This window comes from Nocardia alba NBRC 108234, from assembly GCF_001612665.1.
Lineage (GTDB): Bacteria > Actinomycetota > Actinomycetes > Mycobacteriales > Mycobacteriaceae > Nocardia > Nocardia alba.
On record NZ_BDAX01000029.1, the window covers coordinates 43,940 to 61,747 of the forward strand.

General features: G+C 68.8%; 20 protein-coding genes. 7 read left to right on the forward strand and 13 right to left on the reverse strand.

The window, feature by feature from the left end; all coding sequences use genetic code 11:
• Positions 1–20: 20 nt before the first annotated feature.
• Both NA12_RS26990 and NA12_RS26995 read left to right on the forward strand, forming a co-directional pair.
• Entirely contained in the window at positions 21–611 is a 591-nt protein-coding gene (locus NA12_RS26990) for an Rv1363c family protein (protein WP_067457327.1), read from the forward strand.
• A 16-nt stretch (positions 612–627) separates the two neighbouring features.
• Positions 628–966, forward strand: coding sequence for a hypothetical protein (locus NA12_RS26995; RefSeq protein WP_067457330.1), 339 nt, complete (start codon positions 628–630; stop codon positions 964–966).
• Between the two features lie 53 nt (positions 967–1,019).
• Here NA12_RS26995 and NA12_RS27000 read toward each other — a convergent pair whose 3' ends face one another.
• Positions 1,020–2,435 carry an MFS transporter gene (locus NA12_RS27000; protein WP_243655112.1) on the reverse strand — a complete coding sequence of 472 codons (1,416 nt, stop codon included), beginning with the start codon at positions 2,433–2,435 and terminating at the stop codon, positions 1,020–1,022.
• Positions 2,436–2,561: 126 nt separating this feature from the next.
• Between NA12_RS27000 and NA12_RS27005 the strand changes: the two genes are divergently transcribed.
• Complete coding sequence (locus tag NA12_RS27005) at positions 2,562–3,134, forward strand: TetR/AcrR family transcriptional regulator (RefSeq protein WP_243655113.1); 573 nt, start codon at positions 2,562–2,564, stop codon at positions 3,132–3,134.
• Between the two features lie 19 nt (positions 3,135–3,153).
• Here NA12_RS27005 and NA12_RS27010 read toward each other — a convergent pair whose 3' ends face one another.
• From NA12_RS27010 to NA12_RS27050, 9 genes are all read right to left on the reverse strand, one after another.
• Positions 3,154–3,453 carry a hypothetical protein gene (locus NA12_RS27010; RefSeq protein ID WP_067457336.1) on the reverse strand — a complete coding sequence of 100 codons (300 nt, stop codon included), beginning with the start codon at positions 3,451–3,453 and terminating at the stop codon, positions 3,154–3,156.
• Positions 3,454–3,602: 149 nt separating this feature from the next.
• The gene (locus tag NA12_RS27015; protein ID WP_056824335.1) at positions 3,603–4,106 is read right to left on the reverse strand and encodes an arginine repressor; all 504 of its coding nucleotides are present in this window, start codon (positions 4,104–4,106) and stop codon (positions 3,603–3,605) included.
• A 60-nt stretch (positions 4,107–4,166) separates the two neighbouring features.
• The gene (argF, locus tag NA12_RS27020; protein ID WP_067457340.1) at positions 4,167–5,099 is read right to left on the reverse strand and encodes an ornithine carbamoyltransferase; all 933 of its coding nucleotides are present in this window, start codon (positions 5,097–5,099) and stop codon (positions 4,167–4,169) included.
• Positions 5,096–6,298, reverse strand: coding sequence for an acetylornithine transaminase (locus tag NA12_RS27025; protein ID WP_067457342.1), 1,203 nt, complete (start codon positions 6,296–6,298; stop codon positions 5,096–5,098). Before NA12_RS27025 ends, argF begins: the two co-directional genes overlap by 4 nt.
• Positions 6,295–7,209: an acetylglutamate kinase gene (gene argB, locus NA12_RS27030; protein ID WP_067457345.1), complete on the reverse strand. Its 915-nt coding sequence runs from the start codon at positions 7,207–7,209 to the stop codon at positions 6,295–6,297. Before argB ends, NA12_RS27025 begins: the two co-directional genes overlap by 4 nt.
• Positions 7,206–8,432: a bifunctional glutamate N-acetyltransferase/amino-acid acetyltransferase ArgJ gene (argJ, locus tag NA12_RS27035; protein ID WP_067457348.1), complete on the reverse strand. Its 1,227-nt coding sequence runs from the start codon at positions 8,430–8,432 to the stop codon at positions 7,206–7,208. The genes argB and argJ overlap by 4 nt, the downstream gene beginning before the upstream one ends.
• Positions 8,429–9,487 carry an N-acetyl-gamma-glutamyl-phosphate reductase gene (gene argC / locus NA12_RS27040; RefSeq protein WP_067457351.1) on the reverse strand — a complete coding sequence of 353 codons (1,059 nt, stop codon included), beginning with the start codon at positions 9,485–9,487 and terminating at the stop codon, positions 8,429–8,431. Before argC ends, argJ begins: the two co-directional genes overlap by 4 nt.
• A 27-nt stretch (positions 9,488–9,514) precedes the next feature.
• On the reverse strand, positions 9,515–10,738 hold the full coding sequence (locus NA12_RS27045) for a cation:proton antiporter (RefSeq protein ID WP_067457583.1): 1,224 nt from the start codon (positions 10,736–10,738) through the stop codon (positions 9,515–9,517).
• Between the two features lie 139 nt (positions 10,739–10,877).
• A complete protein-coding gene (locus NA12_RS27050; protein WP_067457354.1) occupies positions 10,878–11,369 on the reverse strand; it encodes a pyridoxamine 5'-phosphate oxidase family protein in 492 nt (163 codons plus the stop codon).
• A gap of 62 nt (positions 11,370–11,431) precedes the next feature.
• Between NA12_RS27050 and NA12_RS27055 the strand changes: the two genes are divergently transcribed.
• Positions 11,432–12,412: a helix-turn-helix transcriptional regulator gene (locus NA12_RS27055; RefSeq protein WP_067457357.1), complete on the forward strand. Its 981-nt coding sequence runs from the start codon at positions 11,432–11,434 to the stop codon at positions 12,410–12,412.
• Between the two features lie 64 nt (positions 12,413–12,476).
• Here the strand turns inward: NA12_RS27055 and NA12_RS27060 are convergent, their stop codons facing one another.
• Positions 12,477–13,574, reverse strand: coding sequence for an FAD-dependent monooxygenase (locus NA12_RS27060; RefSeq protein WP_067457360.1), 1,098 nt, complete (start codon positions 13,572–13,574; stop codon positions 12,477–12,479).
• Between the two features lie 102 nt (positions 13,575–13,676).
• Here NA12_RS27060 and NA12_RS27065 point away from each other — a divergent pair, with 102 nt between their 5' ends.
• The gene (locus NA12_RS27065; protein WP_067457363.1) at positions 13,677–14,222 is read left to right on the forward strand and encodes a TetR/AcrR family transcriptional regulator; all 546 of its coding nucleotides are present in this window, start codon (positions 13,677–13,679) and stop codon (positions 14,220–14,222) included.
• A gap of 93 nt (positions 14,223–14,315) precedes the next feature.
• Here the strand turns inward: NA12_RS27065 and NA12_RS27070 are convergent, their stop codons facing one another.
• Together NA12_RS27070 and NA12_RS27075 are read right to left on the reverse strand one after the other, a co-directional pair.
• Positions 14,316–14,957, reverse strand: coding sequence for a bifunctional 4-hydroxy-2-oxoglutarate aldolase/2-dehydro-3-deoxy-phosphogluconate aldolase (locus NA12_RS27070; protein WP_084473130.1), 642 nt, complete (start codon positions 14,955–14,957; stop codon positions 14,316–14,318).
• Positions 14,958–15,153: 196 nt separating this feature from the next.
• A complete protein-coding gene (locus tag NA12_RS27075) occupies positions 15,154–16,443 on the reverse strand; it encodes a type III PLP-dependent enzyme domain-containing protein (RefSeq protein WP_443093721.1) in 1,290 nt (429 codons plus the stop codon).
• 288 nt (positions 16,444–16,731) lie between these two features.
• Here NA12_RS27075 and NA12_RS27080 point away from each other — a divergent pair, with 288 nt between their 5' ends.
• The gene (locus NA12_RS27080) at positions 16,732–17,499 is read left to right on the forward strand and encodes an IclR family transcriptional regulator (RefSeq protein WP_067457371.1); all 768 of its coding nucleotides are present in this window, start codon (positions 16,732–16,734) and stop codon (positions 17,497–17,499) included.
• A gap of 129 nt (positions 17,500–17,628) precedes the next feature.
• Positions 17,629–17,796: a hypothetical protein gene (locus tag NA12_RS34230; protein WP_165914873.1), complete on the forward strand. Its 168-nt coding sequence runs from the start codon at positions 17,629–17,631 to the stop codon at positions 17,794–17,796.
• The last annotated feature ends 12 nt before the right edge of the window (positions 17,797–17,808 follow it).

The window sequence follows — 17,808 nt, forward strand, 5'->3', positions numbered from 1 at the left end:
GAATTCCCCGAGGACACGCTATGACCACTGACCGAGCAGTACCCCCTCCGACGACGGACGAAGCCGCCGCCGGCACCGGGCGATCCGCGGTTCCGATCGCCGATGCCGCCGTGCCGCGTCGGTATCGACGCGCCGCGATCCCGGCGACCGCCCTCATCAGCGTCGCCGCGGTGGCGACCGCGACCTGGCTGGCCGTGGACAACCACGGCATGCGAGCACGGGAGCAGGCCCGCGAGGCAGCTCATCGGGCCGCCTGCGCCTACGCTCCGACACTGGCCCGCTACGACGCCAAGGATCTCGACACCTATTTCGGCGCGGTCCTCGCCGGCGCCACCGGCGACTGGAAGACCGAATTCGATGCCACCAGTAGAGATCTGCGTGAGGTCCTCATGCAGGGCCAGGTCGTCGCCACCGTCGGCACCGTCGAGTGCGCCATCGAATCCGCCGACGAGACGACCGCCGAGGCGGTCGCGGTCATCAATCAGACGATCACCAGCCTCGGCACCAAAGGTGCCCCTGCGCCCGGTCAGCTCGCCGTCTCGATGACGCTGCGCAAGGACGCCGACCGCTGGCTGGTCAGCGAAGTCAGCTCCCCGATGCTCGCCCACTGACCGAGAAGGACTCCCGGTGACCCACCAGACCACGCCTGCTCCCACCGCTGCCGGATCGCCGCTGCGCGAGATCCTGCGCATCCCGGCGGTCCGGCGGATCCGCCGCCGCGCCAGCCGCCTCGGCACCGCACTCGCCGGGCGTCTTCGCCTCGCCGTCATAGCCGGACTCGCCCTCGCCACCGCGACTGTCACCGCGCTGATCGGGGCCGTCTTCGCGGTGGCCGCCCTGGTCCGGGGACTGGAACAGGTCCTACCGTCCTGGCTCGCCTACGCCACGACAGCGGGGCTGCTGTTGCTGTGCGCGGCGGTGTCGATCGCGGTCGGCGCGTGGGCACTGCTTCGCGCCGGCGGATGATCGGCACGGTCGGGTGTCTGCCACGTCCGGGCGTCGACGCCCGGCGAGCGCGTTCAGCGGGAGGCGCGGGTGCTGCGGAAGGTGAGCGCGACCAGGAAGGTCAGGGCGGCGATGACGGCGGCGGCGGCGAAAGCGGCGGTCATGCCGCCGACCAGGGCGTGGGTCGGCGCACCGCCCGTGTCGCGGGCGGCGGTGCCGAAGATCGTCACCAGGATGGCCAGGCCGAGGGCTCCACCGGTCTGCTGCATGGTCTGCAGGGCGCCGCCTGCCGCACCGGCTTCGTCGGGCGAGACGGTGGCCATGATGATCACGTTCAGTGGGGAGAACGCGAGCCCGATGCCGCAGCCCATCACGACCATCGCCACGAACAGCAGGGGGAAGTAGCCGGAACTCTCCGAGAGCCTGGTCAGTAGCACGAGGCCGGTGACCATGGCGACGGAGCCGGTCGCCGTCACCGGTTTGGGTCCGAACCGCGCGAGCAACCTCGGGATCAGGCGGATCATCGCGAACATCAGCACCGCGGTCGGCAGGAACGCGAAACCTGTTGCCAGCGAACTCATTCCCAGCACATCCTGCAGATATTGGGTGAGAAAGAAGAACATCGACATGCCCGCCATCGGGCCGAGGAACACGTTCAGATAGGCGGCGGCGCGATTGCGGTCGGCGAACAGGTGCAGTGGCAGAAGTGGTTGCGGCGCACGCAGTTCGATCGCGACGAACCCCGCCAGCAGCGCCGCCCCGACCGCGAGCCAGATGTCGGTGCCCGCCGCGGCCCACCCGTGCGAGGCGGCACTGATGAACCCGTAGACGAGGGCGGCGACGCCGGCGGTCGCCGTCACCGCGCCGGGTAGGTCGAGCCGGGCGGCGCGCCGCGGCAGATCGGGCAGGTAGCGCAGCGCGAGCACGGCGATGACCAGTCCGAACGGCACATTGATGAACAGCACCGAGCGCCAGCCGAACCATTCGGTCAGCAGCCCGCCGACGATCAAACCGATCGCGAAACCGGCACTCGACATGCCGGAGAACAGGGCGAGCACCCGGATCCGCGCCTTGGGCTCGGTGAACGTAGTAGTCAGCAGCGCAAGGGTATTCGGCCCTGCCATGGCGCCGCCGATACCCTGCAGCGCGCGGGCCGCGAGCAACCACCCGGCCGAGGGCGCCAGCCCACCGGCCAGCGAGGCGAGGGTGAACAGCAGCACGCCGGCGATGAACATCGCCCGCCTGCCGAACAGATCGCCCGCCCGACCGCCGAGCAGCAGTAGGCCGCCGAAGACCAACGTGTAGGAGTTCATGACCCAGGACAGGCTGGTGGCGCTGAACTCGAGGTCGGTCCTGATGTGCGGCAGCGCCACATTCATCACGGTGATATCGAGGATGAGCATGAGTTGACAGGTCAGCAAAGTGACCAGGATCAGCCGTGGCCGAGCACGCTCTACCTGGGCTTTTTCCGGAAGTGTGGTGGTAGTCAAGAACGCTCCATCAACAAGGAACTAAAACGGAGAGAGTCTCCGCTTATGACAGAGCTAGCATAGGGAGAAAGCCTCCGGTTACGCAAGACTAAACGGAGACTTCATCCGTTTCCAGTGGAGGATCTTGTGGACGCACCGTCGCGGCCGATGCGCGCCGACGCACGCCGCAATTACGAGCGCATCATCGATTGCGCCCGCGACGCGTTCGCCGAGCACGGCACCGACGCGCCCCTCGATGACATCGCACGGCGCGCGGGGGTCGGCCCGGGGACGCTGTATCGCCACTTCCCGAATCGCACGACGCTCATGGAAGCGGTGTACCGCGCCAACATCGAGACCCTCGCCGCACGGGCCGACGAATTACGGCGAACCCACGCTCCCCTCGACGCGTTCGACGCCTGGTTCACCGATCTGGTCACCTATATCCTCGAAAAGCACGGCCTGGCAACCACTCTCAAAGCCGCCATCGACCGCTCCTCGGATACTCTCGCCGCCTGCTCCACCCTGCTCGCCGAAGCCGCGGGCAACGTGCTGATCCCGGTGCAGCAGGCAGGCCTCATCCGCCCCGAAGTGAGCCCACGCGACGTCCTGCGCCTCGGCCACGGCATCGGCGCCGGCTGCCAGGCCGCGGCCGACTCCGCCCCACTGCTCACGGACGTGGCCCTCGCGGGGCTACGCGCCCAGCCCCGCACAGCCTGAGCGCACTCGCGCCTGCCTCTCACCCCCGAACTCGTCGGATCCCCGCCGCGAAATCGTCGAGGACAGTGAGAATTCCGTCGGCCTGCCAGACCCGATTCCTGGCACGCTGCGACACCTCACGTAGCACGCCGGACGCGACGAGCCGATCGATCGCGCGCTGCGCCGCGACCCCACTGGTGCCGAAGGTGTCAACGACATACGTGCTGTTCACGACCGGCTGCGCGATGAGACTGTCGATCACCTTCCAGACCACGGAATCGGCGCGAGCGGTGGTCTGTTCGCGATAGGCGGCACGCACGGCGCGAAGTTCGTCGACCATGCGACGTCCCGTGCCGACGGCCTAGAAGGTCGCGTCCACGAATCGGCGCATACCCAACCATGGGAGCTCGAGGTTAGGTAACTGTGCCCACTACCTAACTTTAAGCCTGCATGGTTCAACAGCGCCGAAACAGCCCAACGGTTGTCAGGTCAGGCCAGGTCTTCGATTTTGGCCGCCAGTTCGGCGCCGGTGAGTGGTTCGCGGGCGATGACGGCGATGGTGTCGTCACCGGCGATGGTGCCGACGATGTAGGGCAGGGCGGCGCGGTCGAGGGCGCTGGCCAGGAAGTGGGCGGCGCCGGGCGGGGTGCGCAGGACGGCCAGATTGCCGCTGGCATCGGTGGAGACGAGCAGGTCGCCGAGGAGTTTGGACAGGCGGCCGGTGCCGCCGGTGACGCCACGTACGGGACTGCCGTCCTCGGGGACGATGTAGACGCCCGCGCCGCCGTCGGCCGCGCGCAGTTTCACCGCGCCGAGTTCGTCGAGGTCGCGCGACAGGGTGGCCTGGGTGGTCTCGATGCCCTCGGCCGACAGCAGGGCGGCGAGTTCGGTCTGACTGCGCACCGAATGCGAGGTCAGCAGTTCGATGATGCGTGACTGGCGGCCGGCGCGGGTACGGGCGATCGCGGGCGAGCCCTTCTCGGGCGCGCTCATACCCGCGCCTCGCTGCGCTCGCTCATCGCCCAACCCCGTCGCCGGCCCCGGTTCGCGGTCTCACGCGGCGGCTTTCGCGAGCAGCCACACCAGCAGCGCCTTCTGGGCGTGCAGGCGATTCTCGGCCTCGTCCCAGACCACGCTGTGCGCACCGTCGAGCACCTCGTCGGTGATCTCCTCACCCCGGTGCGCCGGAAGACAGTGCAGCACAATCGCTTCCGGAGCCGCGTTGGCGAGCAGCGCGGTGTTGAGCTGGAACGGGCGGAACGGGCCGACGCGGTCGAGACCGTCGTTCTCCTGCCCCATGGAGGTCCACGTGTCGGTGACCAGCACATCGGCGCCGGTCGCACCGACCACCGGGTCGCCGGTGACCGACACGGTCGCGCCGGTTTCGGCGGCCCGCTTCGCGGCGGCGTCCAGGATCCACGGCAGCGGTTCGAAACCGGCGGGGGCGGCCACGGTCACGTTCATTCCGGCGGTGACGCCGCCGAGCAGCAGTGAATGCGCCATATTATTGGCACCGTCACCGAAGTAGGTGAGGTTCAGCCCCGCGAGGGCGCCCTTGCGCTCGCTGATCGTCTGCAGATCCGCGAGCACCTGACAGGGGTGGAACTCGTTGGACAGCGCGTTCACCACGGGAACCGTTGCGGTAACGACCATCTCGTCGAGGCGGGACTGTTCGAAGGTCCGCCACACGATGGCGTCGACGTAGCGCGAGAGCACGCTGCCGGTGTCGCCGAGAGTCTCCTCACGACCCAGCTGGGTGTCGCGACCGTCGACGACGACCGCGTGCCCGCCGAGCTGAGCGATGCCGAGCTCGAACGAGAAGCGGGTGCGGGTGGAGTTCTTCTCGAAGATCACCCCGACCCCGCGTGGCCCGTCGAGCGGCCGGCGCGCGAAGGGATCTTTCTTCAATTCGGCGGCGATGGCGAGGATCTCGGCCTGCTCGGCCTGGGTCACATCATCGTCGCGCAAGAAATGACGCAGGGTCACTTGGTCGCTCCCTTAGCATCGGCGGCGGCCTTGTCGAGGATCTCGGGCAGGTCGGCGACGAAATTGTCGGCCTGGGTTTCGGTGAGCACCAGGGGCGGCGCCAACCGGATCACGTTGGGCTTGGCGGGGTTCAGCAGGTAGCCGGCCTCGCGGGCCCGTTCGTCGACATACGCGGAGATGTCGTTGTTGAGCACGATGCCGATGAGCAGACCCGCACCACGCACGTGGTCGATCTCGGGATGCTCGAGCAACGCGATGCCGTCGCTGAGCTTCTTGCCCACCCACTCCACGTGGGTCAGCAGGTTGTCGGAGTCGATCGTGCGCAGCACGGCCAAAGCCGCTGCGGCACAGACGGGATTGCCGCCGAAGGTAGTGCCGTGCAGACCGGGCGTGAGCAGTTCGGCGGCCCGGCCCTGCGCCAGCACGGCGCCGATCGGCAGGCCACCGCCGAGCCCCTTGGCCAGGGTGATGGCATCGGGCACGATGCCCGCCGCCTGGTGCGCGAAAAAGGTTCCGGTGCGCCCGATTCCGGTCTGCACCTCGTCGAGGATCAGTAGCGCCCCGGCCCTGGAGGTGATCTCGCGTGCCCTGGCGAGGTAGTCGAACGGCGGGACGACCACACCGCTCTCCCCCATCATCGGCTCGAGGAATACCGCGGCGGTGTCGGAATCGACCACTGCTTCGAGTGCGGCGGCGTCGCCGTAGGGCACGTGCACGACGCCGGGCGGCATCGGCTCGAACGGCGTGCGCTTGGCGGCCTGACCCGTCAGGGCCAGCGCACCCATGGTACGACCGTGGAACGCCTCCTCGGCGGCGACGATCTTGGACCGTCCGGTGAGCCGCGCGATCTTGAACGCGGCCTCGTTGGCCTCGGTACCGGAGTTACAGAAGAACGCCTTGCCCTCACCGTCGCCGAAATGGGCCAGCAGCTTCTCGGCCAGCTCGATCACGGGCTCGCTGGCGTACAGGTTCGATACGTGGCCGAGCGTGCCCAACTGCTGGGTGACCGCTGCCAGGATGGCGGGGTGGGCGTGTCCGAGGCTGTTGACCGCGATCCCGCCGAGGAAGTCGACATAGCGCTTGCCGTCGGCGTCGTAGAGCACCGCACCGGCGCCGCGCACCAGCGCGACCTTCGGGGTGCCGTAGTTGTCCATCATCGCGGCCGACCACCGCTGCTGCAGCTTCTCTACTTCGCTCATGATTGCGTTCCATCCGGCGACCCGGCGGGGGTCACCATGGTTCCGATTCCTTCTCCGGTGAACAGCTCCAGTAGTACCGAATGCGGGACGCGCCCGTCGATCACGTGGGCACTGGGGACCCCGCCGAGCACGGCGCGCAAGCACGCTTCCATCTTCGGCACCATGCCCGCATCCAGGCTCGGCAGCAACTTCGCCAACGCGTCGGCGTCGATCTGGCTGGTCAGCGACGAGCGGTCCGGCCAGTCGGTGTAGAGGCCCTCGACATCGGTGAGTACGACGAGTTTCTCGGCGCCGATGCCCTCTGCCAGTGCGGCGGCGGCGGTGTCGGCGTTGATGTTGTGCACCACGCCGTCGGCGTCGGGGGCGATGGTGGAGACCACCGGGATGCGGCCCGCGTCGATCAGATCGAGCACGGCGCCGGGGTTGACCGCGGTGACGTCGCCGACCAATCCGATGTCGGTGGCGACGCCCTCGACGGCGACGGTGCGCCGGGTGGCGGTGAACAGGTGCGCGTCCTCGCCGGAGATACCGACCGCGTACGGGCCGTGCGCGTTGATCAGCCCCACGAGCTCACGACCGACCTGACCGAACAGCACCATCCGCACGACGTCCATCACCTCGGGGGTGGTGACGCGGAAGCCGCCGCGGAATTCGCCCGCCATCCCGAGCCTTTTCAGCATGGCGTTGATCTGCGGGCCGCCCCCGTGCACGACCACGGGATGTACGCCGACCGTGCGCAGGAACGCCATATCAGCGGCGAAGGCGGCCTTGAGTTCGTCGTCGACCATCGCGTTGCCGCCGTACTTCACGACCACGATCTTGTCGCGGAACTTCTGCAGCCACGGCAGCGCGTCGGCCAGTACATGCGCTTTGTCCAGCGCCGAAAGGGTGTGCACCACACTGCTACTCATGAGCTGTACGCCGAGTTCTCTTCGACGTAGGCATGGGAGAGGTCGGTGGTGCGCACCATCGCGGTGCCCTCGCCCACGTGGAGCTCGATCAGCACGTCGACGTCTTCGCCGGACAGGTCGACCTCGCGAGCGCCGGGCGCGCCGACACTGTCGACGCAGACCGGATTTCCGTTGAACGACACCGCGATCCGGTTCGGATCGAGGGTCACCGGGGCGATGCCGACGGCCGCGAGCACGCGACCCCAGTTCGGGTCGGAACCGAACAGCGCGGTCTTGACCAGACTGTCGCGGGCGACAGCGCGGGCGGCGGTGAGCGCCTCTTCCTCGGACACCGCGCCGGACACGGTGACCCTGATCCGCTTGGTGACGCCCTCGGCGTCGGCCATCAACTGCGCGGCCAGGTCGTCACACACGGTGAACACCGCGGCGTCGAGATCCTCCTGGGAGGGCGTCACGCCGCTGGCACCGTTGGCCAGTAGCAGCACGGTGTCGTTGGTGGAGCAGGAGCCGTCGACATCGAGCCGGTCGAAGGTGTACTTCGTGGCCTTGCGCAGCGCGGAATCGAGCTGCTCGGGCGTGGCCACGGCATCGGTGGTGAGCACGACGAGCATGGTGGCCAGCGACGGTGCGAGCATGCCCGCGCCCTTGGCCATGCCGCCGACATTCCACTTGTCCTCGCTGTGGAACGCCGACTCCTTCGGCACGGTGTCGGTGGTCATGATCGCGTGGGCGGCATCGGAGCCACCCGACATGCCGCCGCCCATCTCGTGCACGATCTCGGTGATCGCCGGGATCAGCTTGTCCATCGGCAGGCGGTCACCGATCAAACCGGTGGAACAGACCGCGATCTCGCCCGCGCCGGTCTCGGTACCCCAATTGCTCAGTGCCGCGGCGAGTTCCTCGGCGGTCTTGTGGGTGTCCTGGAAGCCACCGTGGCCGGTGCAGGCGTTCGCCCCGCCGGAGTTCAGGATCACCGCGCGCACCCGACCGGTCTTCAGCACCTGCTGCGACCACAGCACCGGCGCGGCCTTGACCTGGTTGCTGGTGAAGACACCCGCCGCGTTGTATTCGGGGCCCTCGTTGAGGACCAGGGCGAGGTCGGGCTTGCCGCTGGCCTTGAGACCGGCCGCGATACCCGCCGCGCGGAAACCCAGCGGCGCGGTGACGCCCTGGGTGTGGATCAGGGTGCCGTGGTCCGGGGTCTGCGGATCAGGGGTCGTCACGGTGCCACTCCTACGGTGGAAAGTCCTGCGGTCTCGTCGAATCCGACGGCCAGGTTCATCGATTGCACCGCGGCGCCCGCGGTGCCCTTGGTCAAGTTGTCGATCGCGCCGATCACCACGAGCAGGCCCGCGTCGGCGTCGACGGCGACCTGCAGGGTGATGGCGTTGGAGCCGAGCACCGAGCCGGTCTGCGGCAGTACACCTTCGGGCAACAGGTGCACGAAGGGTTCGTCGGCGTAGGCCTTCTCGTAGACGGCGCGTGCCTGCGCGGCGTCCACCTTCACCGGGGCGGTGCAGGTGGCGAGGATGCCGCGCGGCATCGGCGCCAGCACCGGCGTGAACGACACCGAGACATCGACGCCGCCGGCGGCTTTCAGATTCTGCGCGATCTCGGGGGTGTGGCGGTGCGCGCCCGCGACACTGTAGGCCCGCACGCTGCCCATCACCTCCGAACCGAGCAGGCCGACGTCGAGCTTGCGCCCCGCGCCCGAAGTACCGCTCACGGCAACGACATTCACGGCGGGCTCGATGATCCCGGCGGCGATCGCCGGAGCCAACGCCACGCTGGACACGGTCGGGTAGCAGCCGGGCACGGCGATCCGCCGGGCGCCGGTGAGCCGCGCCCGCCCACCGGGCAGTTCGGGCAGGCCGTAGGGCCAGCTGCCCGCGTGGGGGCTGCCGTAGTACTTCTCCCAGACGGCGGCGTCGGTGAGCCGATAGTCGGCGCCACAGTCGATGACGACCGTCTCGTCGGACAGGGCGGCCGCGATGGCGCCGGACTGACCATGCGGGAGGCCGAGGAACACGATGTCGTGTCCCGCCAGGATCTCCGGAGTGGTCTCGTCCAGGACGCGGTCGGCCAAGGGCAGCAGATGCGGTTGCAGCGCGCCCAGCGCGGTACCCGCGTTGGAACCGGCGGTCAGCGCCCCGATCTCGAGGCGCCCGGCTCGGTATTCGGGATGACCGAGCAGTAGACGCAACACTTCGCCACCGGCGTATCCACTCGCACCGGCAACCGCCACCCGCAACACGGGTCCTCCCGACGAATCAACCATGTGATGATTATGCACGACTATGCAAGCTCATTCATGAGCGGGTGTGACCGGCTTCGCCTCCGACGCCCCGATCAGGCGTGCTACCAGTGGAAACACCAGGACGGTCGTCGCGCCCGCCGCGACCAGGATCGAGGAGACATCAGCGGTCAGCAAGCCCGCTTGGACGGCGACCTGGGTCACCGCGACGATGATCGGCAGCCCCGTCGCGGCATAGAGGGCCAATTCGACGCGCTCGCGGCCGGTCGGCAGGGTGTCCGCGCGGGGCACGAATCGTTCGCTCAGCCACACGGGCAGTCCGCGGGCGATCGCGATGGTGACCACGAACCACAGCCACAGCGCCGGACTCCGGCCCACCGCCGCCACGTCGATGCCCATGCCCGACACCACGAAGAACACCGGGATCAGCAACCCGTACCCGATGGCCTCGAGCGAGGAGTCCACGTCCGGGTGCCCGGCCGCGATCAGCCGACGCAGAATCATGCCCGCGGCGAACGCGCCGAGGACCACGTCCAGCTCGAAGACCTCGGCGACCACCATCAGCACCAACAGCAGCAGCACCACCCCGCGCACCGGCAACTGCGAGGTGCCGCCGCCCAGCTCGGCCAGGCCGCCGCCCAGATGCGGCTTCCGGTCGAGCATCCGCACCGGCACGAATCCGACGACCACGGCCGCCATCCCGAACAGCACCACCATCACGACCGCACTGCCCGCACTGCGGCTGGTGAGCAGCACCGACATCGCCACGATGGGCCCCAGCTCGCCCACCGCGCCGTGCGTCATCACCGCTCGCCCCAGTCGTGAATCGAGGATGCCCGCCTGTTTCAGAATCGGCAGCAGGGTGCCGAGCGCGGTCGAGGTCAACGCGATGGCGACCGCGACGCGCGTGCCGTTCGAGGTATCCGTGACCAGCATGACGATCGCGAACGCGAACAGCAGGCACACGATCCACACGACCCACGCGGTCCGACCGGAGCGGCCACGCAGCAACCGCGGGTCCAGCTCGTAGCCCGCCAGCAGGAACAGCATCCCCAAGCCCAATTCGCTGACCAGGTCGACCCCGCCCGCGCTACTCGCCCACCCGAGCACGTGCGGCCCGACCACCGCTCCGGCCACCAGCAGGACCACCACATCGGGCAGATACCCGCGCACCCATCGCGACAGCAGCGGTGCGAGCACCGCGATGAGCGCGATCCAGAACAGCGAGACGATCGGTGAGGGATCGCCGACACCTTCCGAAGCGAGCAGATCCATGCAGGTCATCGTGGCACAGCGGCACGACCGTTCCGGGAAACCGCGCGCGACTGATCGGTCACCCGGCATCGTCGGCACACGGTTGTCGACAACGCCCGGTTCCGGCAGCAGAGCGGGTCGGCCGATCGAGGAGCGTGACTCAGTGCTTGCGGACGACCGTTTCGCCCGCGCCCGGCTTCCAGACGGTGATGTCGAGATGGTCGTCGTCGACTTCGACGGTGGAGGCGCCGGTCAGGTCGGCCACGTAGAAGTGGTCGAACCTCTCGCCGCGAATATCGAAACCGCTGTCATCGAACAGCTTCTGGGCGAAGCGGGCGTGGACGGTTTCGTCCTGGAGGTCGGTGACGGTGCCGAAGAGTTTCGCGTCGCCGTCGGAGACTCTGGTGTCGACGGTCGCGGTGTGCAGACAGAAGCGTGGGTCGCGGGCCAGGTCGTCGAATTTCCGGGTGTTCGGCATACCGGCCAGCACCAGCATGTCCTCGAAGACCATCGGCTCGATCGGGCTGATGCGTGGCGATCCGTCGGCGCGCAGGGTGGCGAGCATGCACAGCTTGCCGGTGGCCTGGTGCCTGCGCTGGAACACGGCCGCGATGCTCGGTGCTTCTTCGGTGAACTGGCTCCACGTGGTCATATCTCGTACGGTACGACGCAACCTTGACATCTTGTGTCAGGTTTTGCGGCTAGTCTCGGGACATGCGGGCGAGCAGGTTGGTGCGGTTGCTGCTGCTGTTGCAAGCGGGCGGCGGAACGACCGCGAGCGCGCTGGCACGCGAGCTCGAAGTGTCGGTGCGCACGGTGTACCGGGACGTGGAAGCGCTCTCGGAGGCGGGTGTTCCGGTGTACAGCGAACCGGGGCGCGGTGGGGGTGTTCGGTTGATCGACGGCTACCGCACCCGGCTCACCGGCCTCACCTCCGACGAGGCCGACGCCGTGCTGCTCGCCGGTCTGCCCGGCGCTGCCGCCGATCTCGGCCTCGGCACCGTGCTGGCCACCGCACAGCTGAAAATGCTGGCCGCGCTCCCGCCGGAACTACGCGGCCGGGCGACGCGGGTCGCCGAACGCGTCCACATCGATATGCCCGGCTGGTTCCAGCGGCCCGACGACACCCCCGGCCTCGCGGCGGTGGCCGACGCCCTCTGGCACGATCACCGCCTGGCGATCACCTATCGCCGCCGCGACCGCACGGTGCGCCGGACCCTCGACCCACTCGGCCTGGTCATGAAGGCGGGCACCTGGTACCTGATCGCCCGCGACGGCGCCGATATCCGTTCGTACCGGGTCGGCCGCATCACTACAGCCGAACTCACCGGCGAATCCTTCACCCGTCCAACGGCTTTCGACATCGCCGAGCACTGGCAAACCGCCGCCGAGGAGTTCGCCCGATCCATGCTGCGAGTCAGCGCGCACTGCCGGATCTCCACCGCCCATCTGAGCCTGCTGCGCCTCATGAACGACCCCGCCGCCGTCCGCGCGGCGCTCGCCTCGACGGGCGTCCCCGACGCGGACGGCTGGGCCGACATCACCATTGCCGCCGAGTCCTACGAAGTCCTGGCCCACGCACTACTCCCCCTCGGCGAACACATCGAAGTCCTCACCCCACTCGAACTCCGCGAAACCATGACCGCCACCGCCACGGCCGTGCTCGCCCGCTACCACCGGCCGACGACCCCGTAGGCACGCCGGTGGCGCTGAACGGCGCAGATCCGCCGACCGCGGAAACCGCGGCAGAGATCCGGCCTCAACACGTCCAGTCGAGAATCTCCGCCATGGAACGCAACTGTGCCGAGGCGGGGGTAAGACGTACTGCGGCGTTGCGGAGGGTGACCAGGGGGCGTGCGGACAGTTGGGCGATGGTGCCGATCCGGGCGGAACGAGCGACGATCATCTGGGTTCGGGGGCGGCGCTCCCGGTCGTACCTGGCGAGGCCGTCGGGTTCGCTCGCCAGGCGAGCCAGGATCACCGCGTCTTCCAAGGCTTGGCAGCCGCCCTGGCCCAGGTTCGGTGTCATCGCGTGGGCGGCGTCGCCGAGAAGGGCGATACGGCCGGCCGTGAAGGTCGATAGCAAAGGCAGATCGTAGATGTCGTTGTGCAGCACCGTGTTCGGGTCCGCAGCAGCGAGGAGGGCCGAGATCGGGTGGTGCCATCCGTCGAAGCGCCCGCGAACTTCGGCCAGGCTGCCGGCCGCGTTTTCGGGAGCGTCGTAGACGGCGAAGCAGTAGACGCGACCATCCGCGAGCGGGGCCATTCCGAAACGTGCGCCGCGACCCCAGGTTTCACCGAATTCGGTGAGCGGCTCGGCGATGTCGACCACCGCGCGCCAGGCGGTGTAGCCGGCATAGCGTGGTGCGACCTCGCCGCACACCGCACGCCGGACGACGCTGTAAATTCCATCGGCACCCACGATCAAGTCGGCGGAAGCGGTACCCGCGGAGTGCACGACCCTCCCGTCGAGACTCACCTCGCGCACCGAGACCCCGGTACTCACGACACCTTCGGGAAGCTCCGCGCGCAGAATGTCCAGCAGCCGGGCACGGTGGATCACCACCGGGGCGCCGAACCGCTCGCGCAGTGTCGCCAGGTCGGTGCGCGAAAGCCATCGACCACGGTCGTCCCTGATTCCGGCCGACACCTCCGCCATACCCTGCGCACGGACCGTGTCACCCACACCAAGGGCGTCCAGCGCCCGTAAGGCGTTGGACCACAGGGAAATCCCGGAACCCACCGCCGCGACCTCCGGCGCTCGTTCCAGCACCTGCACGGCCCACCCGGTTCGGACGAGCGCGAGCGCCGCGGCCATTCCGCCGATTCCGCCACCGACGACGATCGCTGTGGACATCACACACTCCCTCGTTTCGAGTACGACCCTGAACGTACTACGGATGTAGTGTCAAAACTACAAATGTAGTGCGACTCACTACGGGCGTAGTATCAGCAGGTGATGACGCAACGCGAGCGGGTCCTCGATGCCGCGATCGAGGCGCTGGGCACCGGCGGGTCGCGTGCGCTCACCCACCGCGCGGTGGACCGGCTCGCCGACCTGCCACCAGGGTCGACATCCAACTACTTCCGCACTCGCGAAGCGCTGCTCTGCGGTGTGGCCGAACGGCTCGAACAGCGCGATCACGCGGACTGGGAGATTCTGAACCGCGCGCTCGGCCACGCCACCATCGATCACCTCATCGACGGTCTCGCCCTGTTCGTCACCCATGCGACAACCATCGACCGCATCCGCACACAGGCACGCTTGGCGCTGTTCGGCGAGTCGCAGACGATGCCCGCGCTCGCCGAATCGGTGCATCGCGGGCACCAGCGGCTGCGCGCCTGGGCGATCGAGATGGCCGCTTCGGTCGGCCTGACAGCGACCGACACCGGGATCCTCGTCGACTATCTCGACGGCGCCGTCGTCCACCGGCTGACCGGCGCGGAGGCGGGCAAGGACCCGCGCGAGGCCATCGCCCGGCTGACGCGCGCGCTCCTCGACTGACGTGCCGATCGACCGGCTAGCCTGTCTGGGCCGGTGCCGAGGCCGCTGATCGCCGTGATGCCGCCGGGATGCGGTGGCGCCAGGAAAGAACTCTCAGTCGAGCGAATGCACGAAATGCGCGGCTTTGGAGCCGATGTGGGACCAGCGCGCGGCCTCCACGTCGGTCGGGGCGACTACTTCGGTGCCCGCGGTGACGGCGATCGCGCCCGCGTGGAGAAAGTCGCGGGCGTTGTGGGAGTTGACGCCGCCGAAGGGGATCAGAGACATGTGCGGAAACTGCCCGAGCAGATCCTCGAAGTACTGCGGGCCGAGCACGCGGGCCGGGAAGATCTCCACCGCCGCCGCCCCCAGCTCCGCCGCGGCGAGGACCTCCGACGGTGTGAAAGCGCCCATGATCACCGGAATCGAGTGCGCCACCGCCACTTCGGCGACCTCGGGGCGCAGCGCGGGAGTCGCCAGGAAGCGGGCTCCGACCTCGATGGCGGCCTCGGCCTGGGCGCGGGTGGTGACGGCGCCGACCCCGATCACGGCGTCGGTGACCGCGGTCGCCTTGGTGATCGCGTCGAGCACGCCGAGCGTGGTGAAGGTGAGTTCGACGGCCCGTAGACCGGCGCCCGCAAGCACCTGCGCCAGTGCCGCCGGGTCACCGATGACGGGGGCGCGAACCACCGCGCGGGCACGGTCCGCGCGGATCACGTTCATGACCTCCGACGACGAGCTGAGCAACGGGTTCATCGGGTCTGCTCCTTCGTAGTTTCCGAACGCGGGGCGTGACCGGCGCGCACGCCGGTCGCGGTGCTGTTCTCAGCGCGAACAGCCGGTGACCAGCAAGGCCGTCGCGGACAATACGTCACCGCTGATGCATGAGGCGCCGGTGCCGCAGACGATGTCGATGTCACGAAAGAGCAGGTGTGTCATGGTCATCCGTCCGTCAGAAGTAGGTGCGGATCAGGTCGACCACACGCGGGTCGGGCGCGTCGACGCTGTCGATCACCGGGATCAGGCGCCACTTGTCGAACGCGGTGCAGGGGTGGGAGAGGCCGAGGCGAACGACCGAGCCGACCGGGAGGTCAGCCGCGTCGGCGCCGGGCAGCCGCAGGAAGGCGTGCTGGTCGTTCAAGGCGGTGACCACCGCGTTCGGCGGAAGTGTGCCGCCGACGGCCAGTTGCGGCACCGGTAAACCCTCGTCGAAGGGGAAATCGCGTCTGCCGCCGTCGAGCAGGGCCAGTTCCGGTTCGGGCCGCGAGACCACCCTGGCCCAACCGTGCATGGCCGACCGCAGGCCCGGCTCCTTCGCGGGCGCGGCGAGCGGGGAGATACCCGCGTAGAAGCCGTCATCGTGGACGAGGTAGGCGCCGCTGCGCAGCACGACCGTGGTCGGCACGCCGCGCGCGCCGTCGGGGTCGGCCAGTCCGGCGAGTTCCTCGACCACGAGTTCGGGGTAGGCACTGCCGCCCGCGGTGACGACCGCCGCACCCGAATAGGCTCCCGCCGCAACGAGTTCGGTGTGCAGCGTGGCCAGTTCACGCAGATAGGCACGGACCACCGCCACGCCCTCGGCGCTGCGATCGTGAGCCAGCGCGCCCTCGTAGCCCGCGACTCCGGCCAGGCTCAGCCGCTCACTCGCCGCGATGGCGGCGGCGACCGCGTGCGCCCCCGCTCGGGTGCGGGCGCCGGTCCGGCCGTGTGGTCCGCCCAGTTCGACCAGCACACGCACGCGCGGACTCCCGGCGCTCTCACGCAAGATCTTGTCCATCAGTTCGACGGTGGCGACACCATCGGCCCAGCAGTACAACTCGAAGTCGGCCGCGCGCGCCGATTCCGCCGCAGCCCAGGCCAATCCGACCGGGTCGAGCGCACTGTTGGCGAGCATGATCCGGCCGACACCGAACGAGCGCGCCAGCTGTGCCTGCCACACGGTGGCCAGGGTGATTCCCCACGACCCGGCCACGAGCTGCTCGCGCCACAGCTGCGGCGCCATCGTGGTCTTGCCGTGCGGGGCGAGCGCCACCCCGGCCGCGGCGGTCCACGCGGCCATGAGGTCGCGGTTGGCGTCGAGTACGGCGCGGTCGAGGGTGAGCAACGGCGTCTGCCACTGGTCGAGTCGCGGTGCGCCGGCGAGATATTCGCGCACAGTGCTGCCCCACAAGTCGGGCGGCACGCTCTTGTCGCCGGGGCCGAGCGACTCGTCGGCGAGGGCATCCACGGCGTCGTTGTCGATGACCACGGCATCCCTTTCTGTCGACCGAGCGCCGGGTAGCGACACGATCAGCCATATCAATCGAGCATTGCGTAATATGCAACGATGGTTGCGCCGAATGTTTCTGCTCGTTATTGTGCATCCCGAAGGCAGTGACCGCAAGCACGAAAGGGCGAATGAGGTGACCCAGGCAACAACCGCCCGGCCCAGGGCGATCGCTGTCGGTGAGGATGTAGCCGCACTGATACTCCCGGGCACCGGCCGGGCCGCACCGCGCTGTCCCGCGGCGCTGAACGAAACGATCAGCGCATGAGTCAAAGCGTGTCGCGGGCACTGTCCATTCTCATCGCCCTCGGTGAGAACTCGTATTCCCTCGACGAATTGGCGGTTCGGCTCGGCGTCCACAAGTCGACGGTGCTGCGGCTACTGCAGACCATGCAGGCCGATCGGTTCGTCGTCCACGACACCGCGCATCGCTACTCGCTGGGCACCCGCATGTTCGAATTGGCCACTCGCGCATTGGAGAACCGTGATGTGCGCACCGTCGCCCGCCCGCATCTGCGCGCGCTGGGCGCGGCCACCGGACAGACCGTGCACCTGGCCGCCTACGAATCGGGCGACGCCGTCTACATCGACAAGGTCGACGCCGAGCAGGCGGTGCGAATGCACTCGCGGATCGGCAGACCCGCGCCACTGCACTGCACCGCGGTCGGCAAGGTGCTCGTCGCCGCTCTGCCCCGCGGCGAATGGGCTTCGGTAGCAGCGCGATTGGACTACCGCCCCTTCACCACCCGCACCCTGCGCACTCCCGAGCAATACCTGGCCGAGTTGACACGCGTCGCCGCGCAGGGCTTCGCCGAAGATCACGAGGAGCACGAGAGCTTCGTCAACTGCATCGGCGTCGGCGTGCGCGACGGGATCGGCGCCGTCGTCGCCGCCATCTCGGTCTCGGTTCCCGACGTGCTGCTCGACCACGACCAGGTGCTGGCGCTGTTGCCACAGCTGCGGGCTACCGCCGACGCCATCTCCACCGAACTCGGCTGGGCCCCCTACCGAGACGTCCCCCCGAGAACTTAGCGATCAAGAGCCGGTCCCGCCCGAGTTGCCGCGATTCCCGCCATGTCATGGACGCCGTCGGCGCTTCGTGTTGAGATGGGCACACCCCCGCCCGGGGGTGTTCATCCCCTCCTACCCGAGGATCAGCCTATGTTCGCCAAGATCGCCCGCCCGCTCGCCGTCGGCGCCCTCGCCCTGTCCGTGACCGCGATCGGCGCCGCGACCGCATCGGCCGCCCCCGCGCAGCCGGTCGTCGGCTCGGTGTCGATCTGCACCGGCATCCCGGTCGGACCTTTCACCATCAGCGTCTGCCTGTAGTCGCCGACCCGA